The organism is Streptomyces sp. NPDC041968, from assembly GCF_055589025.1.
In genome coordinates this window covers 343,184-362,196 of the sequence record NZ_JBVJCB010000007.1, presented here as the reverse complement: position 1 = coordinate 362,196, position 19,013 = coordinate 343,184, and the positions used below count along the sequence as shown (strand labels likewise).

At 74.8% G+C, this 19,013-nt stretch carries 18 protein-coding genes and 1 pseudogene; 10 read left to right on the top strand and 9 right to left on the bottom strand.

From position 1 onward, the window contains the following. Window positions 1–10: 10 nt before the first annotated feature. Window positions 11–1,045, bottom strand: coding sequence for a LacI family DNA-binding transcriptional regulator (locus ACZ6EG_RS19640; protein ID WP_391972275.1), 1,035 nt, complete (start codon window positions 1,043–1,045; stop codon window positions 11–13). A gap of 529 nt (window positions 1,046–1,574) precedes the next feature. Further along, window positions 1,575–2,243, bottom strand: a complete 669-nt coding sequence (locus tag ACZ6EG_RS19635; protein ID WP_391972276.1) for a TetR/AcrR family transcriptional regulator — start codon at window positions 2,241–2,243, stop codon at window positions 1,575–1,577. 143 nt (window positions 2,244–2,386) lie between these two features. Between ACZ6EG_RS19635 and ACZ6EG_RS19630 the strand changes: the two genes are divergently transcribed. Beyond that, window positions 2,387–2,950, top strand: a complete 564-nt coding sequence (locus tag ACZ6EG_RS19630; RefSeq protein WP_391972277.1) for an NAD(P)H-dependent oxidoreductase — start codon at window positions 2,387–2,389, stop codon at window positions 2,948–2,950. 166 nt (window positions 2,951–3,116) lie between these two features. After that, window positions 3,117–3,464, top strand: coding sequence for a hypothetical protein (locus ACZ6EG_RS19625; RefSeq protein ID WP_469606058.1), 348 nt, complete (start codon window positions 3,117–3,119; stop codon window positions 3,462–3,464). 7 nt (window positions 3,465–3,471) lie between these two features. Here the strand turns inward: ACZ6EG_RS19625 and ACZ6EG_RS19620 are convergent, their stop codons facing one another. The 4 genes from ACZ6EG_RS19620 to ACZ6EG_RS19605 all read right to left on the bottom strand — a co-directional run bounded on the left by ACZ6EG_RS19620 (window position 3,472) and on the right by ACZ6EG_RS19605 (window position 8,168). Further along, window positions 3,472–4,473, bottom strand: a complete 1,002-nt coding sequence (locus ACZ6EG_RS19620; protein WP_391972279.1) for a TerC family protein — start codon at window positions 4,471–4,473, stop codon at window positions 3,472–3,474. 97 nt (window positions 4,474–4,570) lie between these two features. Further along, complete coding sequence (locus tag ACZ6EG_RS19615; RefSeq protein WP_391972280.1) at window positions 4,571–5,587, bottom strand: sigma-70 family RNA polymerase sigma factor; 1,017 nt, start codon at window positions 5,585–5,587, stop codon at window positions 4,571–4,573. Window positions 5,588–5,672: 85 nt separating this feature from the next. Then, window positions 5,673–6,107, bottom strand: coding sequence for a PPC domain-containing DNA-binding protein (locus tag ACZ6EG_RS19610; protein ID WP_391972281.1), 435 nt, complete (start codon window positions 6,105–6,107; stop codon window positions 5,673–5,675). A 90-nt stretch (window positions 6,108–6,197) separates the two neighbouring features. Next, a complete protein-coding gene (locus tag ACZ6EG_RS19605) occupies window positions 6,198–8,168 on the bottom strand; it encodes an AfsR/SARP family transcriptional regulator (protein ID WP_391972282.1) in 1,971 nt (656 codons plus the stop codon). A gap of 147 nt (window positions 8,169–8,315) precedes the next feature. Between ACZ6EG_RS19605 and ACZ6EG_RS19600 the strand changes: the two genes are divergently transcribed. The 3 genes from ACZ6EG_RS19600 to ACZ6EG_RS19590 all read left to right on the top strand — a co-directional run bounded on the left by ACZ6EG_RS19600 (window position 8,316) and on the right by ACZ6EG_RS19590 (window position 11,338). Further along, on the top strand, window positions 8,316–9,194 hold the full coding sequence (locus ACZ6EG_RS19600; protein WP_469606052.1) for an alpha/beta fold hydrolase: 879 nt from the start codon (window positions 8,316–8,318) through the stop codon (window positions 9,192–9,194). Between the two features lie 166 nt (window positions 9,195–9,360). Beyond that, window positions 9,361–10,653 carry an MFS transporter gene (locus ACZ6EG_RS19595; RefSeq protein ID WP_469606049.1) on the top strand — a complete coding sequence of 431 codons (1,293 nt, stop codon included), beginning with the start codon at window positions 9,361–9,363 and terminating at the stop codon, window positions 10,651–10,653. A 43-nt stretch (window positions 10,654–10,696) separates the two neighbouring features. Beyond that, entirely contained in the window at window positions 10,697–11,338 is a 642-nt protein-coding gene (locus ACZ6EG_RS19590; protein ID WP_469606045.1) for a LysE family translocator, read from the top strand. A 26-nt stretch (window positions 11,339–11,364) separates the two neighbouring features. Here ACZ6EG_RS19590 and ACZ6EG_RS19585 read toward each other — a convergent pair whose 3' ends face one another. After that, on the bottom strand, window positions 11,365–11,787 hold the full coding sequence (locus ACZ6EG_RS19585; protein WP_391972286.1) for a PPOX class F420-dependent oxidoreductase: 423 nt from the start codon (window positions 11,785–11,787) through the stop codon (window positions 11,365–11,367). Between the two features lie 80 nt (window positions 11,788–11,867). Then, window positions 11,868–12,779 carry an NAD(P)-dependent oxidoreductase gene (locus ACZ6EG_RS19580; protein WP_469606041.1) on the bottom strand — a complete coding sequence of 304 codons (912 nt, stop codon included), beginning with the start codon at window positions 12,777–12,779 and terminating at the stop codon, window positions 11,868–11,870. 213 nt (window positions 12,780–12,992) lie between these two features. On the opposite strand from ACZ6EG_RS19580, the gene ACZ6EG_RS19575 reads away from it, so the two are divergent. After that, window positions 12,993–13,439 carry a type II toxin-antitoxin system PemK/MazF family toxin gene (locus tag ACZ6EG_RS19575; protein WP_391972288.1) on the top strand — a complete coding sequence of 149 codons (447 nt, stop codon included), beginning with the start codon at window positions 12,993–12,995 and terminating at the stop codon, window positions 13,437–13,439. Here the strand turns inward: ACZ6EG_RS19575 and ACZ6EG_RS19570 are convergent. Beyond that, window positions 13,424–14,271 (bottom strand): annotated as a pseudogene (locus tag ACZ6EG_RS19570) (TIGR02452 family protein). The gene ACZ6EG_RS19575 and the pseudogene ACZ6EG_RS19570 overlap by 16 nt on opposite strands. Window positions 14,272–14,557: 286 nt before the next feature. Here ACZ6EG_RS19570 and egtA point away from each other — a divergent pair. From egtA to egtD, 4 genes are read left to right on the top strand one after another with little or no spacing between them, the layout of a single operon-like run. Beyond that, entirely contained in the window at window positions 14,558–15,859 is a 1,302-nt protein-coding gene (gene egtA / locus ACZ6EG_RS19565; RefSeq protein ID WP_469606037.1) for an ergothioneine biosynthesis glutamate--cysteine ligase EgtA, read from the top strand. Next, entirely contained in the window at window positions 15,856–17,211 is a 1,356-nt protein-coding gene (gene egtB / locus ACZ6EG_RS19560; RefSeq protein WP_391972291.1) for an ergothioneine biosynthesis protein EgtB, read from the top strand. The genes egtA and egtB overlap by 4 nt, the downstream gene beginning before the upstream one ends. Further along, entirely contained in the window at window positions 17,211–18,011 is an 801-nt protein-coding gene (gene egtC, locus ACZ6EG_RS19555) for an ergothioneine biosynthesis protein EgtC (RefSeq protein WP_391972292.1), read from the top strand. The genes egtB and egtC overlap by 1 nt, the downstream gene beginning before the upstream one ends. Next, on the top strand, window positions 18,008–18,970 hold the full coding sequence (gene egtD, locus ACZ6EG_RS19550; protein ID WP_469606032.1) for an L-histidine N(alpha)-methyltransferase: 963 nt from the start codon (window positions 18,008–18,010) through the stop codon (window positions 18,968–18,970). The genes egtC and egtD overlap by 4 nt, the downstream gene beginning before the upstream one ends. The last annotated feature ends 43 nt before the right edge of the window (window positions 18,971–19,013 follow it).

Genomic DNA, 19,013 nt, shown 5'->3' with positions numbered 1-19,013 from the left:
CCGCCCGAGGTCAGGTCGACTCGCGGCGCACGACCGCCGCGCCCAGCACCTCGTGCCGCTCGGGCGCGGCGCCCGGGTCGTGCACCGCACGGTCGACCAGTGCGGCCAGGTCGCGGCCGGAGGGAAGTTCCAGGTGGACGGTGCTCAGCCGGGGCCTCAGCAGCCGTCCCAGCATCAGGTCGTCGGAGCCGATCACGGCGGTGTCCGCGGGCACGTCGACGCCCGCGTCCTGCAGGGCGCGCATCAGCAGCATCGCGTACTCGTCGTTGTACGCGAACACGGCGTCCAGACCGAGCGATCCCCAGCGGGCGGCCAGCCGTGCCGCGTCCCGCTCGTCATAGGCGAGCGGCAGCGCGGTGACGGTGGCGTCGGTACCGCGGACGGCGCGCCGGGCACCCTCCAGACGCGGCGCCGAGAAGACCTCCAGGCCGTCCTCCACGGGGACGACGACGCCGATCGCGCGCCGGCCCCGGTCGTGCAGGTGCCGGGCCGCGCGGTGGCCGACGATCTCGTGGTCCATGAGCAGGGCGTGCGCCCCCTCGACGGCCTCCGGGCCCAGGGTGACGACCGCCCGGGCGCCTGAGCGCTTGAGGATCTCCACGCCCTGCGGGCCGAGGCCCGAGCCGGGTACGAGGACCGCGACCGGGCGCAGTTCGGCCCAGGCGCGGGCGGCCTCGTCGCCGTGCGTGCCCGGGGTGCCGTACTGGACGACGGTGTAGTCCAGGCGGCCGAGGGCCCCCTGTAATTCGGTGAGGAAGCGGCTGAAGAGCGGTCCGGCGGGGAAGGACGGCGCGGGCATCAGGACCGTACGGCTGCGCCCGGCGCGCAGCCAGCGGGCCGCCGCGTGCGGGACGTACCCGAGCTCCCTGGCGGCCTCGCGGACACGGCGGCGGGTGGGTTCGCTGATGCGGACGGCGTCGGCGTTGTTGAGGACGTAGGAGACGGTCGCGCGGGAGACGCCGGCCAGACGGGCCACGTCGGCGCTCGTGGGGACGGAACCCGGTGCGAGGGGCTCGTCGGCGGGGGGGTTCGGTATCTGCACCATGAGGTACGGCATCTTGGCAGAGCCCGGCGACCGGGCGGCGGCCGGGGCGACGCGTTCGGGACGGACGTGGCGGCCTGTGCCGGGGGGGCGCTGCGGCCTGTACGGCGGGCGCGGTGAACCACACGCGGGTGCGGTGACCCCACCCGGCGGGCGTGCAGAGCCCCCCGGCAGGCGTGGCGGCCCGATGGGTGCGATGGCCTCGGCAGTGCGGTGACCCCGCCCGATGGGCGTGAAGGCCCGGCAGGCACGGCGGGGCACTGCGGGCGCGGTGGTCCGCGCCGGTGCGGTGCCTCCGCCCGTGACGGGCGTGGAGATCCGCCCCGGTGGGCGCGGACATCCGCCCGAGCGGGCAGGGTGAGTCGCCCGGTCGGGCACTGCGGTTGCCCGGTCGGGGCGTACCGACTGCCCGGCGGGACGTCGAGATCCGCCCGGCAGGACGCAGAAGCCCTCCCCGCCAGGCGCAGAGATCCACCCACCAGGACGCGGAGACCCTCCCGCCCGGGCACCGTCGTCCCGGGTTCGGGCCGGGTCAGGCCGGGGGTTCGGTGCGGGTCACGCGCGCGACCAGGTCCAGCCAGCCCGCCTCCAGCCGCACCGGAGGCATCCCGCACTGCTCGGTGAGGTGGTGCACCAGCGCGGGGTCCAGGTATGCCATCAGCGTGTGCGAGAGCAGCTCGCTGTCCGCCTCCGGGACCGCCTGGCGCAGCAACAGGGCGACGTGTCCGCGCAGGAAGCGGCGCGGCGCGGAGGTGTAGCGGCGTTCGGCGCTGGGCTCGGCGGCCAGCTGCAGTTCCAGCTCGTCGACGCAGCGGCGCAGCGTCGCGAGGCCGAAGGCGCGCAGCCGCTCGACGGACGGGGCCCCGGGCCCCAGCGGCGGGGGCCCGCTGAGCAGCGCGGCCTGGAAGTTCTTCTCGGAGTGGTCCAGCAGCGCCGTGAGCAGACCGGTGCGGTCACCGAAGCGCCGGAAGACCGTGCCCTTGCCGACGGAGGCCGCGGCGGCGACCGCCTCCATCGTCAGACCCGCCGCGCCGTGCTCGGCGACCAGCCGGGCGGCGGCCTCCAGCAGCCGGGCCCGGTTGCGGGCGGCATCGGCGCGCAGGCAGGGCTCGTCCTCCTCGGTCCACGGCCCGAGCTGCAGCAGCTCGGACGGACCGGCGGTCTTCTCGGGCTCCGGGAAGGGCGGCAGGGCGGCGGGCATGTCGCCAGCGTAAAGCATCGGGAAGAAACTGGACCGCGGTCCGGTTAAGGTGTTACACATTAACCGGACCCCGGTCCGGATCGTAACGGCAGTGTTTCAGCGGCGTCTGTCCCCCAGCGTCCGCGTCATCAGTGGGAGTACTCATGTCTGTTCGCATCCTTGCGCTCGTCGGCAGCCTTCGCGCCGGTTCGCACAACCGCCAGCTCGCCGAGGCGGCCGCCCGGTTCGCCCCGGAGGGTGCCGAGGTGCAGCTGTTCGAGGGGCTCGCCGACATCCCCTTCTACAACGAGGACATCGACGTCGAGGGCAGCGTCCCGGCCGCCGCCGCGAAGCTGCGTGAGGCCGCCCAGGCATCCGACGCCTTCCTGCTCTTCTCGCCGGAGTACAACGGCACCATGCCCGCCGTCCTGAAGAACGCCATCGACTGGCTGTCCCGTCCGTTCGGCGCGGGTGCCTTCGCCGGCAAGCCCGCCGCCGTGGTCGGCACCGCCTTCGGCCAGTACGGCGGCGTGTGGGCGCAGGACGACACCCGCAAGGCCGTGGGCATCGCCGGCGGCAAGGTGATCGAGGACATCAAGCTTTCCATCCCCGGTTCGGTGACCCGCTTCGCCGAGGTGCACCCGGCCGACGACGCCGAGGTCGCCGCCCAGCTGACCGAGGTCGTCGCCCGGCTGCACGGCCACGCCGACGAGGTCATCGCCGCCTGACCCGCCGCACGACGCCGCACGGGACCGGAGCTCGGCCGAGCTGCGGTCCCGTGGTGTGTCCCGGGGGCGGGTGCGCCGGACCCTGACATGTGCGAGGTTCCGGCACGAGCCGTCTTCTCCTTGACTGGTCCCGCAAGCGAAAACGCGCGACCTCATGGGGGTACACATGAACCGCAGGAAGAACCTCGTCGCCGCCGGGCTGGCCGCCACCGTCTCGGCCCTGGCGCTCACGCTGGCCGGTTCCGCCGTACCGGCGCAGGCCGCCCCGTCAGCGGCGGCGGCCGGCGTGGACTGCGACGGCTGGGTGCACAACAACAACCCGGACCACGGCATCGCCGGCTGCAGCAACAACACGGACCGCACCGTCACCTTCCGCGCCGAGATCGTCTGCGGCTGGGCGCCGGACGTGTCGGGACAGTGGGTGACGCTGGCGCCCGGCCAGTACGGCGAGTCCTCGGGCGTCTGCGCGATCTACAGCTCCGGCGTCGGCAGCGTGGGCTGGACCATCCAGTAGGCCCTCGTCAGACGCCCGGTCCCGGCGACCGCTCCTCCTCCCGCCCCTGATCCCGATCCCGCTCCTGGTCCTGCTTCCTCGCGGCCCACAGGCTCGTCGCCGTGGTGACCGCGAGGACCAGCACGATGAAGGCGAGCGAGAAGGGGATGCCGATCTCGGGGACGTGGACCCCGGACTCGTGCAGGGCGTGCAGGACCAGCTTGACGCCGATGAAGCCCAGGATGACCGACAACCCGTACGAGAGGTGCACGAGTCTCTTGAGCAGGCCGCCGATGAGGAAGTACAGCTGGCGCAGACCCATCAGGGCGAACGCGTTGGCCGTGAACACGATGTACGGGTCCTGGGTCAGGCCGTAGATGGCGGGGATCGAGTCCAGGGCGAACAGGACGTCGGTCATGCCGATCGCGAGCATCACCACCAGCATCGGGGTCATCACCCGCCGGCCGTTCTCCTCGATCCACAGCTTGGTGCCGTGGTAGCGGTCGGCGACGCCGAAGCGGCGCTCGATCGACTTCAGCAGCTTGTTCTCCTCGTACTCCTCGTCGTGCCCTCCCTTGCGCGCGTCCTGGATGAGCTTCCAGGCCGTCCAGATCAGGAAGGCTCCGAAGAGGTAGAACACCCAGGAGAAGGTGGAGATGATCGCCGCGCCGGCCGCGATGAAGCCGGCGCGCAGGACCAGGGCCACGAGGACGCCCACCATCAGCACGCGCTGCTGGTACTGCGAGGGCACCGCGAACTTCGCCATGATCAGGACGAACACGAAGAGGTTGTCGACGCTCAGCGACTTCTCGGTGATGTACCCGGCGAAGAACTCGCCGCCCGGCCCGCCACCGCCGAGCACGAGCAGTCCCACGCCGAACAGGGCGGCCAGGACCACCCAGACGGCCGTCCAGATGCCGGCCTCCTTGATCGAGACGTCGTGCGGCTTGCGGCCGATGAGGAAGTCGACGGCGATGAGGACGCACAGGCCCGCGACGGTCAGCAGCCAGACCGTGGGGGAAACGTTCACCGGGGCTCCTGACACTGGGGGACCGCGTACGGCTTCCTGGTCAGGGTGTTTCCGGTGAGCGGCGCAGGCAACCCGGCGCGGCCGCGTGTTCCCCGGATCAGCTGGCCCAGTCCAGCAGCCGGTCGCGGGTCTCGGGGGCGCGCAGGTGGTCGAGCGAGGCCTTCTCCAGCTGGCGGACGCGTTCCCGGGTCAGTCCCACGTGCTGGGCGACCTGGTGCAGGGTGCGCGGGCGGCCGTCGTGCAGGCCGTAGCGCAGGCTGAGGATCATGGCCTCGCGGGGGGCGAGGGTGCCGACGGCCTCCCGCAGCTCGGCCGCCAGCGCCTGGAACTCGGCGACCTCCGGGGCCTGGAGCACCTCCGTGTCCGGGATGAGGTCGCCGACGACGGTGTCCCCGGCCTCGTCGACGGGGGTGTCCAGACTGACCGCGTCCCGGCCCACCCGGCGGAGCCAGACCACCTTGTCGCCGTCGATGCCGCTCTCGGCGGCCACCTCGTCCGCGGTCGGCTCGCGGTCCAGGTGCCCGCGGAGCTTGCGCTCGACCTTGGCGAGCTTCTGCAACTGCTCGACGACGTGCACCGGCAGCCGCACGGTACGCGCGTGGGTCGCCAGGCCCCGCTCGATGGCCTGCCGGATCCACCAGGTCGCGTACGTGGAGAACTTGAAGCCCTTGGTGTGGTCGAACTTCTCCACGGCCCGGATGAGGCCGAGGTTGCCCTCCTGGATGACGTCGAGCAGCGGCAGTCCGCGGTGGGCGTGCCGTTTGGCCATCGAGACCACCAGCCGCAGGTTGGCCCGCACCATGTGGTCCTTGGCCGCCTGACCGTCGTGGACGGTCTCCTCCAGCGCGCGGCGGCGAGCGGGCGTCGGGGCGGGTTCGCCGGTGTCGGCCGCCTCCAGTTCCTCCCGGGCCCGCACCCCGGCCTCGATGCGGCGGGCCAGTGTCACCTCGTCCTCGGCGGTGAGCAGCGCGGTGGCGCCGATCCGGGCCAGGTACTGGCCGAGCAGGTCGGGTTCCTCGTCGGGTTCGGGGATCCGGCTGCGCAGCCGCGCGGTGCGGGTGGCGGCGCGGCGGTCCCGCGTGCCGGTCTCGGGGGTTCGTGCCTGGAGAGTCATCTCGTTCCTCCGTCCCCTCGTACCGCGTCGCCCGGGTGGGCCGGCGCGGCCGCCGTGCGGGCCGGTGGTCCGCGCACCGGCCGGCTCAGCCCAGGTCGATCAGGGCCAGGCCGATGTCGGGGCGGTGCTTCTTGGCCAGTTCGGCGGGGCTGTCCCGCACGACGACCTCCAGCGTCGGCCAGACCCGGCCGGACAGCAGGTGGCCGCCGCGGGTGGAGCCGTCGGAGAGGCCCAGTACGGCGTGCAGGTGCGGGGCCGGCCCGTCGTCCGCGACGGCGATGTCGCCGAGCAGCGACAGCACCTCGCACTGCTCCTCGACGGGGATGCGCCGGTAGTCCTTGGCCTCCCGGTCGAACCAGCCGACCACCGCCTCCGAGAAGGCGCCCACGGCGGTCACCTGGGACGCTCCGAGCCTCCGGTCACGGGCGAAGGCGGTGAGCTGGGCGACGGCGTCCTCGCCGGGGTCGAGTACCACCACGTACACCGCCGACGGGCCCTCCTGCACCTGCTGCCACTTCATGTGCGCCCGGGTACCCGACCGGTGCCGCGGCAACCGCCGGGCCGGGGGCTTCGCGCACCGGCGGACGGTGTGCGCGGCGACCGACGCGGCTCAGGTACCGAGTGCCCGACGGAGCTCGGCGAGCCATCCGTCGACCGGTCCGAAGGTGACCGTCCCGCTGCCCGCCCCGGCGAGTTGACCGGAGGCGGGCAGCAGCCGCCGGTACGTCCGCTCCAGGGCCGGGCGAGCGCCGAGCCGGAGGGCGAGCGCGGCCTCGGCGCAGCACAGCGCCTCGTAGAGGAGGTCGGGGGGCGGTTCCGCGAGGGCGTCCAGGGCGGCCCGGGCCTCGGCGTCACGCCCCTCGTCCAACAGGGCGAAGGGTGCGGCCCAGGGCCGGTACGGTCCCCAGTCCGCGCGCGGGTCCACCTCCGCCGGCCTGCCGTGGGCCAGTCGCAGGCCGAGCAGCGCCAGGGGCTCCAGCCCGCGGGCCAGGCCCGGCATCCCGGCGCCGTCGAGCCGTGCGGCGGCCGACCGGTAGGCGGCCACCGCGCTGTCGTACGGGCTGCCGGTGGCCGCCCGGCGCAGGGCCCGGTACCACTCGGTGAAGACACTCACGAGCGGCCGTTCATGCCGGTCGGCCAGGTGGTCCGCGGCGGCGGCGTGCTCGTCGGCGGCGGCGAAGTCGGCGAGGGCGGAACGGGCCTGGAGCCGGATCAGCCGACCGAGTACCTCATGGTTGACCAGACCGTGCCGGGCGGCGAGCGCGACGAGTTCGGCGCCGATCGCGTCCCGGCGCGGGGCCAGTCCGGCGGTGGTGCAGGACTGCATGAAGACCCCGTTGAGGGCGAAGGCGAGCAGCGCGGGGTCGTCCAGGCGGCGGGCGATCCGCTCGGCCTCGTCCGCCGCCCGGGGGCCGCGCGGGGAGCGGACGCCCCGGGACTCCAGGGCGATCGTGGCGAGCAGCCGGCAGCGCGCCGCGTCGGTGCTGGTGTCGTCCGGCAGGGCGGCGAGAGTGCGTTCGGCGGCCGCGACGATCCGCCGCGCCGGCTCCGGGTCGTCGCTGCGGGTCCAGTTGGCGGGCACGTCGTAGGCACCGATCACCCGGGCGGTCAGTTCCGCGTCGCCGGTCTCCTCCGCTGCGGCGACCGCGGCCGACCGGTGCTCGCGGGCCGCTTCCAGACCGCCGCCGCCGGTCACGGCGAGGTGGCGCAGCAGGCCGACGGTGGACTCCAGGCGGGCGCGGGCACCGGCGGCGACCGTGCGGTCGTACGCCTCGGTCGCGCGGGCCCACAGGCGGGCCGCGGCCTCCGCCGGTTCGCCGGGCGGGTCGAGGCCGGGGTCCTGGGCGAGGATGCCGGCCTCCAGGCGGCGCAGCCGGGGGCCGGGGTCGACGCCCAGGTGTCCGGCCAGCAGGTCGCGGGCCCGGCGCAACACCGCGAGGGCGTCCCCCTGGCGCCCGGTCCGGTAGAGGGCGAGGGCCAGCAGCCGCCAGGCCTCCTCGCGCCAGGGGTGCTCGGCCAGGTGGGCCTCCAGGTCGGGGACCGCTTCGACGGCCCGCCCCAGGCCCACCAGCAGCTCCGCCCGGCGTTCGACGGCGCGCAGCCGCAGCTCGGTGAGGCGCAGGCGCTCGCCGCGGGTCCACTCCGCCCCGCCGAACTCGGCGTAGGCGGGGCCTTGCCACTCCCCCAGCGCCGCTCGCAGCAGGTCCGGGGCGCGAGCGGCGGGCGTCCGGTCCGCCTCCGCGACGGCCTCCTCGAAGCGCCACGCGTCCACCGCGTACGGCGCCGCGCGCAGCGTGTACCCGGGGCCCTCGGTGACGAGCAGCCGGGCCGGGGCGCGCGGGGGACGGCCGGGTTCCAGGGCGCGGCGCAGATCCCCGACGAAGGTGCGCACGGAGCCGACGGCCCGCGGCGGCGGTTCGTCCCACAGGTCCGCCACCAGGCGCTCGAGCGGGACCATCCGCCGCCGGGCGACGAGCAGGCGGGCCAGCACGGCACGGTGCCGAGGGCCCCGGAGGGCGAGCGCGTCACCGGCACGCTCGGCCGTGACCGGTCCGAGCACGGTGAAGGTGACCGCTTCCATGTTCCGTCCGCTCCGCTCCGCCACCACCCGCCGGGCCTCCACGGTACGCGTGCTGATCCGTTGCTGATTCGCGCCCGGCAGGGTCGAGGACGTCACCGGCACGCCGCGGAACCGCCCCGGCGTGGAACAGAGAGGCCCGGCCCAGCCATGGCACCGACCATCCCCGACTTCACCCACGACCGCGTCGCGGTCGCCGACGGCGTCACCCTGAAGGTGGCCGTCGGCGGCTCCGGCAGCCCGGTCGTGCTGCTGCACGGCTTCCCGCAGACGCATCTGATGTGGCGGCACGTGGCCGCCGACCTCGCGGCCGACCACACGGTCGTCTGCCCCGACCTGCGCGGCTACGGCGACAGCGACAAGCCCGCCGACCCCGACGGCACCGCCTACGCCAAGCGGACCATGGCCGCCGACGTCGTCGCCCTCGCCCGGGCGCTCGGACACGAGCGGTTCGCGCTGGCCGGGCACGACCGGGGCGCGCTCGTCGCGGTGCGGGCCGGCCTCGACCATCCGGACGCGGTGACCCACCTGGCGGCGCTGGACGTGCTGCCGACCCTGGACATGTGGGACGTCCTGCGCGGCACCTCCGCGGCCGTGGGCTTCCACCTGTTCCTGATGGCGCAGCCGCCCGGGCTGCCGGAGCAGCTGATCGGCGCCGCACCGGACGCGTTCTTCGGCCACTTCCTCGACGGCTGGACCCGGGACCCGGACGCCCTGCCCGCCGACGTCCGCGCCGCCTACCTGAAGGCGTCCCGCGAGGCGGTGCCGTCCATCGTGGCGGACTACCGGGCCTCGGCCGGCATCGACGTCGTCCACGACCGGGCGGACCGCGAGAACGGCAACCGGCTGGGCATGCCGGTCACCGTCCTCCAGCAGGACTGGGGCGCCGCCCTCGGCTACGACGCCGCCGCGCTGTGGCGGGCCTGGGCCCCCAACCTGCGGCACGAGACCGTCGACTGCGGGCACTTCATGGCGGAGGAGGCGCCCGGCGAGGTCACCGGGGCACTGCGGGAGCTGCTGACGCGGTAGTCCGGGCAGGCGGCGGGTGGACGCCGTCACCGGGCGGCCACCGGCCGACGGGTGGCACCGCCGCGCGACGGTCACCGGGCGCCGAGGCGGCGACCCCCGTGCACAACCGGCGGTTGTGCTCCGCCACCCATCGGTTGTTTGATCGCGGGGGCCGTCGCTCGCTTGGATGGCGGGCGTGTCGATATCGGGTGGGTCGAGGAGCGGGTCGCTGGGGCGGCGGTTCGGATGGCTGTGGGGCGCGTACACCGTCAGCACGTTCGGCACCCGGCTCGCCTTCGACGCCTTCCCGCTGATCGCGGTCATGGTCCTGGACGCCGGTCCCGCCCGGGTGGCGGCGCTGGCGGCGGCCGGTCTCGCGGTGGGCGCGCTGGTGGCGGTGCCGCTGGGGCCGTGGGTGGAGTTCCGGCGCAAACGGCCCGTCATGATCGCGACGGATCTGGTGCGGTGCGCGGTGCTGCTGAGTGTTCCCGTCGCGTACGCGTTCGGCCGGCTCGGCTTCGCCCAACTGCTGGTGGTGTCGGTCGTCGTGGCCGCGGCGGACATCACCTTCCGGGCCGCCGCCGGTTCCTGCCTCAAGGCGCTGGTGCCCCGGGAGGACCTGCTCGCCGCGAACGGCCGTTTCGAGGCGACGACCTGGACCGCGACGATGCTCGGACCGCCGGTCGGCGGGGTGATGGTCCAGCTGGCCGGGCCGGTGGTGACGGTGGCGCTCGACGCGGTCAGCCATCTGCTGTCGGCCCTGGGCATCCGGGCCATTGGCGGCGGGGAGCCGCGCCCCCGGCGTGCCGACGGCGCACCGCGGCTGCGGGTCGGTGACCTGCTGGAGGGGTGGCGGTACGTCCTCGCCGCCCCCGGCCTGCGTCCGCTGTTCCTCAACTCACTGCTGGTCAACGGTCTGATCATGGCGACCGCGCCGCCGCTCGCCGTCCTCATGCTGGGCGACCTGGGATTCGCGCCCTGGCAGTACGGCCTCGCCTTCGCGGTGCCGTGCGTCGGCGGGCTGCTCGGGTCGCGTCTGGCCCGCCGGCTCGTGGACCGCTTCGGGGAGCACCGGGTGCTGGTCACCGGTGGCGTGCTGCGGGTCTGCTGGCCCGTCTGGCTGGCCTTCGTCGGTCCCGGCACCGGAGGGCTGGTCCTGGTGATGGTCGTCGAGTTCGGCCTGATCACCTGCATGGGTGTGTTCGGCCCGGTGCTCGCCACCCGCCGGCTCGAACTGACCCCCTCGGACCGGGTCGCCCGCACGCTGTCCGCGTGGACGGTCAGCGGCAAGCTGGCGACCGCGGCCCTGACCGCCCTGTGGGGTCTGCTGGCCGGTCTCGCCGGGCCGCGTACGGCGATCGCGGTCGCGGGGGCGCTCATGCTGGCGACCCCGCTGCTGCTGCCCCGGCACGACCACGCGTCGGGGAAGGGTCCCGGTGCCGCGCGGTCCAGCGCGGTACGGCGGCGGACCCGCCGGTGAAACTCCGTGGAACGCCGCGCCCGCCCCGTGCTTGCATGGAGCCATGGTGTCTCCCGACCGTCTGCTCGCCTTCGCGGCGCTGTCGCTGCTCCTGATCGTGGTCCCGGGTCCCAGCGTGCTGTTCGTGGTCGGCAGGGCGCTGGCGCGGGGACGCCGCGCCGCGCTGACCACGGTGGCCGGGAACACCCTGGGCTCCTACGTTCTCGTCGTCGCCGTCGCCCTGGGGGTCGGGGCGGTCGTCGAGCGGTCGGCCGTCGTCTTCACCGTGCTCAAACTGGCGGGCGCCGCCTACCTGCTGCACCTCGGCGTCCGGGCGTGGCGCGCACGCCGGCGTCCCCTGGCCGGGTGCGCGGGAGACGCGCCGAGCGACGAGGGCCTGCGGCGCACCTTCTGGGAGGGGTTCGCCGTCGGCGTGACCAATCCCAAGACCATCGTGTTCTTCGCCGCCGTGCTGCCGCAGTTCGTCGACCGGGACCGGGGCGGGGCCGCCGTGCAGATGCTGCTGCTCGGTCTGGTCTTCAACGCCATCGCGCTGGCCTGCGACAGTCTGTGGGGGCTGCTGGCGGCCACCGCGCGCGACTGGTTCGCGCGGTCACCGCGCAGGCTGTCCGCCGTCGGCGGGGCGGGCGGCCTGGCGATGATCGGTCTCGGCGTCACCGTGGCCACGACCGGGCACGGGGACTGAGCGGCGCCCGCCGCCCCGGCCGCGGCTCAGCCGGACTGGTCGCTGTCCTTCATCGCGCCCCAGCCGTGCCAGCGCTCGACCTCGACCCAGGCGTTGACCCGGGCGCGGACGCGGTCCGGGTAGGCGTTGCCGGTGTAGTGCCGGGAGAGGCGGTCGATGCCGGTCAGGCCCTCGTCGTCGCGGATCTCCGTGACCCGGCCGATCAGGGTGACGTGCGTGTACCAGTCGTCGCCCGCGAGGACGGTGAGGGTGACGCGCGGATCGCGGCGCACGTGCCTCAGCCGCACCCGGCCCTCGTCGAAGTTGACCAGGACCCGGCCGTCGTCCTCCCACAGGTACCAGGTGGGCGTGGAGACGGGCGACCCGTCCGAGCGGAGGGTGGCCATCACACACGGGTTGGGACGGCGCAGCAGCTCGACGGCCTCGGGCGGCAGGGGCGGCTTGGACATGCGGGCTCCTCTGATCTCGATGTGCGCCGAGGCTACGTCGGCGTTCCGGTCGTTTCGCTCACCCGGTACCCCGGGCGCGCTCAGTCGGACGTCTGCTCCGCCGTCTCGGGCGCCGTCTCGTCGAAACTGGCGAAGTACGCCGCCGCCATGTCCTCGTCGCCGTGCCCCTGCGCCGCGGCCCGCGCCAGGCGTTCCGCGCCGGCGGCGGCGACGTCCAGGCGGACGCCGTTCGCCTCGGCGGCCTCCACGATGAGCCGGGCGTCCTTCGCGGCGGTGGTGACCGCGAACTGGGCGGGTGTCAGGGCGCCGTCGCGGATCAGACCGGCCTTGGCCCGCAGGTAGCCCATGTCGAGCGGGCCGCCGGCGATGGCGTCGAAGAAGCCGTCCGGGTCCACGCCGAGTGCCTTGGCGAGCGCGAGCGCCTCACCGACCGCGTTGGTGGCGGCCAGCACCCAGCTGTTGGCCACCAGCTTCAGCCGGGTGGCGCTGCCGGCCGCTCCGTCCTCGCCGGTCCACACGGTGCGGGAGCCCACGGCGTCGAGGATCGGGGTCACCGCGTCGCGCGCGCCGGCCGGTCCGGCGGCCAGCACCAGCAACCGGCCGGCCTCGGCGGGCTGCCGGGTGCCCAGCACGGGGGCGTCGAAGAAGACGAGGCCGTGTTCTTGGGCGAGGGCGGCCAGGTCGGCGACCGCGTCGACGCCCGCGGTGGTCGACTGCACCCACGCGGTGCCGGGCCGCAGTCCCGGGGCGGCCTGCCGCATGACGTCGAGGGCGGCCGGACCGTCGTACAGCATGGTGAGGACGGCGTCGGCCCCGCGCACCGCCTCCGGTGGACTGTCGGCGACGTGCGCGCCGTCGGCGGCCAGCGGCTCGGCCTTGTCCCGGCTGCGGTTCCAGACGCGGACGGTGTGTCCGGCGCGGGCGAGGTTGCGGGCCATGGCGGCACCCATGATGCCGGTGCCCAGGACACTCACGGTGAGCTGGTCGGTCATGACGTCGGCTTTCTGTGGTCGTGCGGTGGCCGGCCGGGGCCCCGGGCGGCGCGGGGTCCGGTGATCAGCCTGCCACCCGGCCGCGGTGGGCGCGCATCGGCCCGACCCCGTATGCGGCGCGCGCATCGACCCGGCCGGCCTGTCCGCGCGGCCGCCCCGCCCCGCCCCGGACCGACCCTCGGGCCGCCCGTGGGTGTCCCGTACGGTACGGCCGTGAGCGCCTTCAGCAACGACACCGTCCCCGGCCGCCACGGCCCCTCCGCCACCACCGAGGCCGACCCCCGGAACGTGGGCCGGGTACGGACGGAGTACTCCCCCGCGCACGACGGGGACCCCGATCCCGGCGAGATCGTCTGGACGTGGGTGCCGTACGAGGAGAACGACGGGCGGGGCAAGGACCGGCCGGTGCTCGTCGTCGCCCGCGAGGCCGCCGGCACCCTGCTGGCCGTGCGGCTCTCCAGCAAACGGCACGTCGGGGACCGCGACTGGGTGCCGATCGGGAGCGGGCCGTGGGACCGGTCGGGGCGGGACTCCTGGGTGGCCGTGGACCGGGTGCTGCGACTGCACGACGCCGGCATGCGCCGCGAGGCCTGCGCCCTGGACCGGATGCGGTTCAACCTCGTGCGGCAGCGGCTGCGGGAGCGCTACGGCTGGAGCTGACGCCCCGGAGCCGCCCTAGCGCCCCCCTCGGGGAAGGCGCGCGCGAACGCCTCCCGGACCGTGCCGCCCGGCGTGCGGTCCAGGATGCCGAACGTGACCCGCCCGAAGGCACCCGAGAAACGTCCGCCGGGCCCGAGCAGCGCCCGGAAGGCGCCGGCGACCTGAGCGGGGTCGTTGCGGAACACTCCCAGCCCCAGGCGCCCAGCACGAGCGTCCGGTACCCGTGGGCCGCCGCCGTCTCCAGCACCCGCTCGGCGCGCACGGCCAGGGCGGCGGGCAGTCCCGCGGCACGCTCCGGGGCCGTGCGCAGCACCACGCCCGCGTTCGGCGCGGGGGAGGTGAGGAAGCCGGCGGTGTACGGCTCGTCCAGCAGGCGGCCGCGGTCGTCGCGGAAGACGGGGACGGCGGGCGAGTGGATGACCCGGTCCGTGTAGAACGGGTCGCGGTGGGCGCGGTGGTGGTCGTAGAACGCGCGGGCCCGCAGCAGGCAGGTGTGGAGCGCGGAGGACCGGCACAGCGCCTCCTCCTGCGCCTGGGCGCCGTTGAGGTAGCCGCCGCCGGGGTTCCGGGCGGAGGCGAAGTTCAGGACCGCGACCTCGCCGCCGAGGCGGTGGGCGGCCTCCAGACTGCTCTCGCCGGTGACCTCGAAGACCGTCCGCACCGACGCGAACGCAGGCACCTCCACGGGCTCCGGGCCGTACGTCCGCGTACCGGCCCGGGCCGCCTCGACCGCCGCCCCGATCAGCACCTCGCGCCCGTCGGGCGCGCGGTAGGCGCCCGCCGCCACGATCTGCTCGGTCTCCTGTGCGATGCCCCGCAGGCGCGCGCTCATGGCGCCACCCCCGTGGACGCCATGACCGCGCGCCGCGCGGTCTCCCCCGTCGTGCTCATGAGGAGATCCTGGGTGATGCTGGGGAGGCGGTGCAACGGAGTTTCCCGGCCGGATGACGCCGGGGGTATCCCCCGGAAACGGACGGGTCACGGAGTTTGTCGATCCGAAAAGCCCCGATATGCACCCTTGTGCGGAGCGTCGCGAGGGTCTTGGGTGGGACGAGTGTGCCGACCCGGCCCACCGCGCACGGGTCGGTGGCATGGATGGACCTCAGGAGGATCCCGACATGTCCGATACCACCAGTGGCTGTACCCGGCCACGCACCACCGCCACCGAAGCCGAGGTCGAGGCGCTGGTCCACGGCATCTGCTTCAAGACCGGCCCGCCGAAGCGCCTCGGCGTCGAGGTGGAATGGCTCGTCCACGAGCTGCGCGCCCCGCGGCTCCCCGTCTCACCCGAACGGCTCGACGCGGTCTACGCCGCACTGCGGGCCGTGCCCCTGCGGTCCGCGCTGACCGTGGAACCCGGCGGCCAGCTGGAGCTGAGCTCGCTTCCCGCCGCCTCCCTGACGGAGTGCGTCGACACCGTCTCCGCCGACCTCGCCGCCGTCCGCGCCGTCCTGCGCGAGGACGGTCTCGGCCTCGTCGGTTTCGGCCACGACCCCTGGCAGGCGCCGCGCCGCTACCTGCGGCAGCCGCGCTACGACGCCATGGAGGCCTGCCTCGACCGCGACGGTCCGGCCGGCCGCGCCATGATGTGCACCTCCGCCTCCGTACAGGTGTGCCTGGACGCCGGACACGAGGAGCCCGGCCCGCTCGGCCATGTACGCCGCTGGTGGCTGGCCCACCTGCTCGGCGCGGTCCTGCTGGCCGCGTTCGCCAACAGCCCGCTGGCCGGCGGCCGCCCCACCGGCTGGCGGTCCACCCGGCAGCTGCGGTGGGCCCAGATCGGCACCGCCCGGGCGGGCGGCCCCGCGCTGGACACCGACCCGCGCGGCACCTGGACCCGGCACGTCCTGGACGCGCCGGTGATGTGCGTGCGCGGGGACGGCGGGCCCTGGGACGTGCCGGACGGCCTGACCTTCCGGCAGTGGCTCAGGAACGGGCGGCCGCGGCCGCCGACCCTGGAGGATCTCGACTACCACCTCACCACGCTGTTCCCGCCGGTCAGGCCGCGCGGCCACCTGGAACTGCGCATGATCGACGCGCAGCCCGGGGACGACGGCTGGAAGGTACCGCTCGCCGTGACGGCGGCCCTGTTCGACGACCCGGAGGCCACCGAGACCGCCTACCGGGCCGTGAAGCCCCTCGCCGAACGCACCCTGGGCCGGCCGGCCCCGCACAACCCGCTGTACGAGGACGCGGCCCGCGACGCCCTCACCGATCCGGAGCTGCGCGAGGCGGCCGTCACCTGCTTCGGCGCGGCGCTCGCCGCCCTGCCCCGGCTCGGCGCCGGCGCCGAGGTCACGGACGCCGTCGCCAGGTACCTGGAGCGCTACGTGCGCAGGGGCCGCTGCCCCGCCGACGACCTGCTGGAGATGCCGGACGGCGCGAGCCGTGGCCCGCACGGGAGGGAGACCCGCCCATGACCGACCCCGCCATGGAGACCGCCACCGACACCGCCGCCGGCGGGCCCGTCGACGCCGAGACCCTGCGCGAGCGGGCCCTGGCCACGCTCGTCACCGCCCGCGACCGCACCACCCTGCTGACCAGTTGCGTGGAGGGCCCCGACCTGACCGCCCAGGTGTCGCCGCTGATGTCCCCGCTGGTGTGGGACCTGGCGCACATCGGCAACCAGGAGGAGCAGTGGCTGCTGCGCGCCGTCGCCGGGCAGGAGGCGATACGACCCGAGATAGACAACCTGTACGACGCCTTCGAGCATCCTCGTGCCGAGCGGCCCCGGCTGCCGCTGCTGTCCCCCGCGGAGGCCCGCCGGTACGCGGCCGACGTCCGCGGCCGCGCGCTGGACGTGCTGGAGGGCGCCGCGTTCCACGGGACGCGGCTGACCGAAGCGGGCTTCGCCTTCGGGATGATCGCCCAGCACGAGCAGCAGCACGACGAGACCATGCTCATCACCCACCAGCTCCGCAAGGGCCCGCAGGCCCTGACCGCCCCCGACCCGGAGCCCGTACCGCTGTTCACCGGCCCGGCGGAGGTCCTGGTGCCGGGCGGCCCGTTCACGATGGGCACGTCGACCGAGCCGTGGGCCCTGGACAACGAACGGCCCGCGCACCGCCGCGAGGTGGCGGCGTTCCACCTCGACACCACGCCGGTGACCAACGGCGCCTACCAGGCGTTCATCGACGACGGCGGCTACGAGGACCCTCGCTGGTGGGCACCGGCGGGCTGGGACCACGTCCGCCGGCACGCGATCACGGCCCCGTTGTTCTGGCGCCGCGACGGCGGGCAGTGGCTGCGGCGCCGCTTCGGCGTCACCGAGGCCGTGCCGGCCGACGAGCCGGTGGTGCACGTGTGCTGGTACGAGGCGGACGCCTACGCCCGCTGGGCCGGGCGGCGGCTGCCCACCGAGGCCGAGTGGGAGAAGGCCGCCCGCCACGACCCGGCCGGTGACCGCACCGCGCGCTACCCGTGGGGCGACGCGGACCCGGGCCCGGAGCACGCCAACCTCGGTCAGCGGCACCTGCGCCCGGCGCCCGCCGGCAGCTACCCGGCGGGCGAGTCGCCGCTCGGCGTACGGCAGTTGATCGGTGACGTCTGGGAGTGGACGTCGAGCGACTTCGCCCCGTACCCGGGTTTCGAGGCGTTCCCGTACAAGGAGTACTCGGAGGTGTTCTTCGGGCCCGAGTACAAGGTGCTGCGCGGCGGCTCGTTCGCCGTGGACGCGGTGGCGTGCCGGGGCACGTTCCGCAACTGGGACTATCCGATCCGGCGGCAGATCTTCTCCGGCTTCCGCACCGCCCGTTCGGCGGAGGCCTCCTGATGTGCCGTCACCTGGCCTACACGGGTCCTGCGGAACCGCTCGGCCGGCTGCTCGTCACGCCGCCGCACGGCCTGTACCGCCAGTCCTGGGCACCTCGGCACCAGCGGTACGGCACGGTCAACGCCGACGGGTTCGGCGTCGGCTGGTACGCCGAGGACGACCCGGTGCCGGCGCGGTACCGCCGGGCCGGGCCCATCTGGGCGGACCGGTCCTTCGCCGACCTGGCCCGGGTGGTGCGCACCGGGGCACTGCTCGCCGCCGTGCGGGACGCCACGCTCTCGGGGGCGGACGCGGAGGCCGCGGCGGCGCCGTTCGCCGCGGGGACCTGGTTGTTCAGCCACAACGGAGCCGTGGCCCAGTGGCCCGGGTCGCTGGCGCGGGTGGCCGGGACGCTGCCCCCGGAGGATCTGCTGGCCCTGGAGGCCCGCAACGACTCGGCGCTCGTGTGGGCGCTGGTGCTGGCCCGGCTGCGCGCCGGGGACGACGCGGGCCGGGCACTGGCCGAGACGGTGCTCGAGGTCGCCGCGGCGGCCCCCGCCTCCCGGCTCAACCTGCTGCTCACCAGCGGGGACACCATCACGGCCACCACCTGGGGCGACACCCTGTGGTACCTGACCCGCCCCGGCGGCGGCACCGTCGTCGCCTCGGAGCCGTACGACGACGACCCGCACTGGCGGGAGGTTCCCGACCGCACCCTGCTCTCGGCGAGCCGCACGGACGTGCAGCTCACTCCGCTCAAGGACCCGGGCGCCAACGCCCTCGCAGACGCTTTCGTCTCCCCGAAGGAGCCCCGCACGTGAGCCCGTTCCGCCTCACCCGCACGCTGCCCGAGGACGCCACGGACGCCGCCCTGCGCGCCGATGTCCTGGCCGGCCTGACGAGCACGCCCAAGTGGCTGCCGCCCAAGTGGTTCTACGACGCGCGGGGCAGCGAGCTGTTCGAGGAGATCACCGCGCTGCCCGAGTACTACCCGACCCGGGCCGAGCGGGAGATCCTCGTCGACCGGGCCGGCGAGATCGCCGCGGCGACCGGTGCCCGCACCCTGGTGGAACTGGGCTCCGGTTCCTCGGAGAAGACCCGGTTCCTGCTCGACGCGCTGACCGGTCTGCGCGCCTACGTACCGGTCGACGTCAGCGGGAGCGCGCTGACCGGGGCCGGGGAGGCGCTCGTCGCCGAACGGCCGGACCTCCAGGTGCACGCGCTGATCGCCGACTTCACGGGAGGGCTGACGCTGCCCGAGACGCCGGGTCCGCGGCTGGTGGCGTTCCTCGGCGGCACGCTCGGCAACCTGCTGCCCGACGAGCGCGCCGCGTTCCTGGCCGGCGTCCGCGCCCTGCTCTCCCCCGGCGACGCCCTGCTGCTGGGCACCGACCTCGTCAAGGACGAGCGGATACTGGTCCGGGCGTACGACGACGCGGCCGGGGTGACCGCCGCCTTCAACAGGAACGTGCTGTCCGTGATCAACCGGGAGCTGGCAGCCGACTTCGCGCCCGCCGCCTTCGAGCACGTGGCGCTGTGGAACGCCGAACGGGAGTGGATCGAGATGCGGTTGCGCTCGCGCGCCGCGCAGACGGTCAAGGTCCAGGCGCTCGACCTGGCCGTAAACTTCGCGGACGGGGAGGAGCTGCGTACCGAGGTGTCCGCGAAGTTCCGGCGGGAGGGCGTACGGGGCGAACTGGCCGCGGCCGGCCTGGAGCTGACCCACTGGTGGACGGACGGCGAGGGCCGTTTCGCGCTGTCCCTGAGCAGGGTGCGCTGAGGACGGTGCGCTGAGCACCGGGGCCCGCGCACCGGGGGCCCGC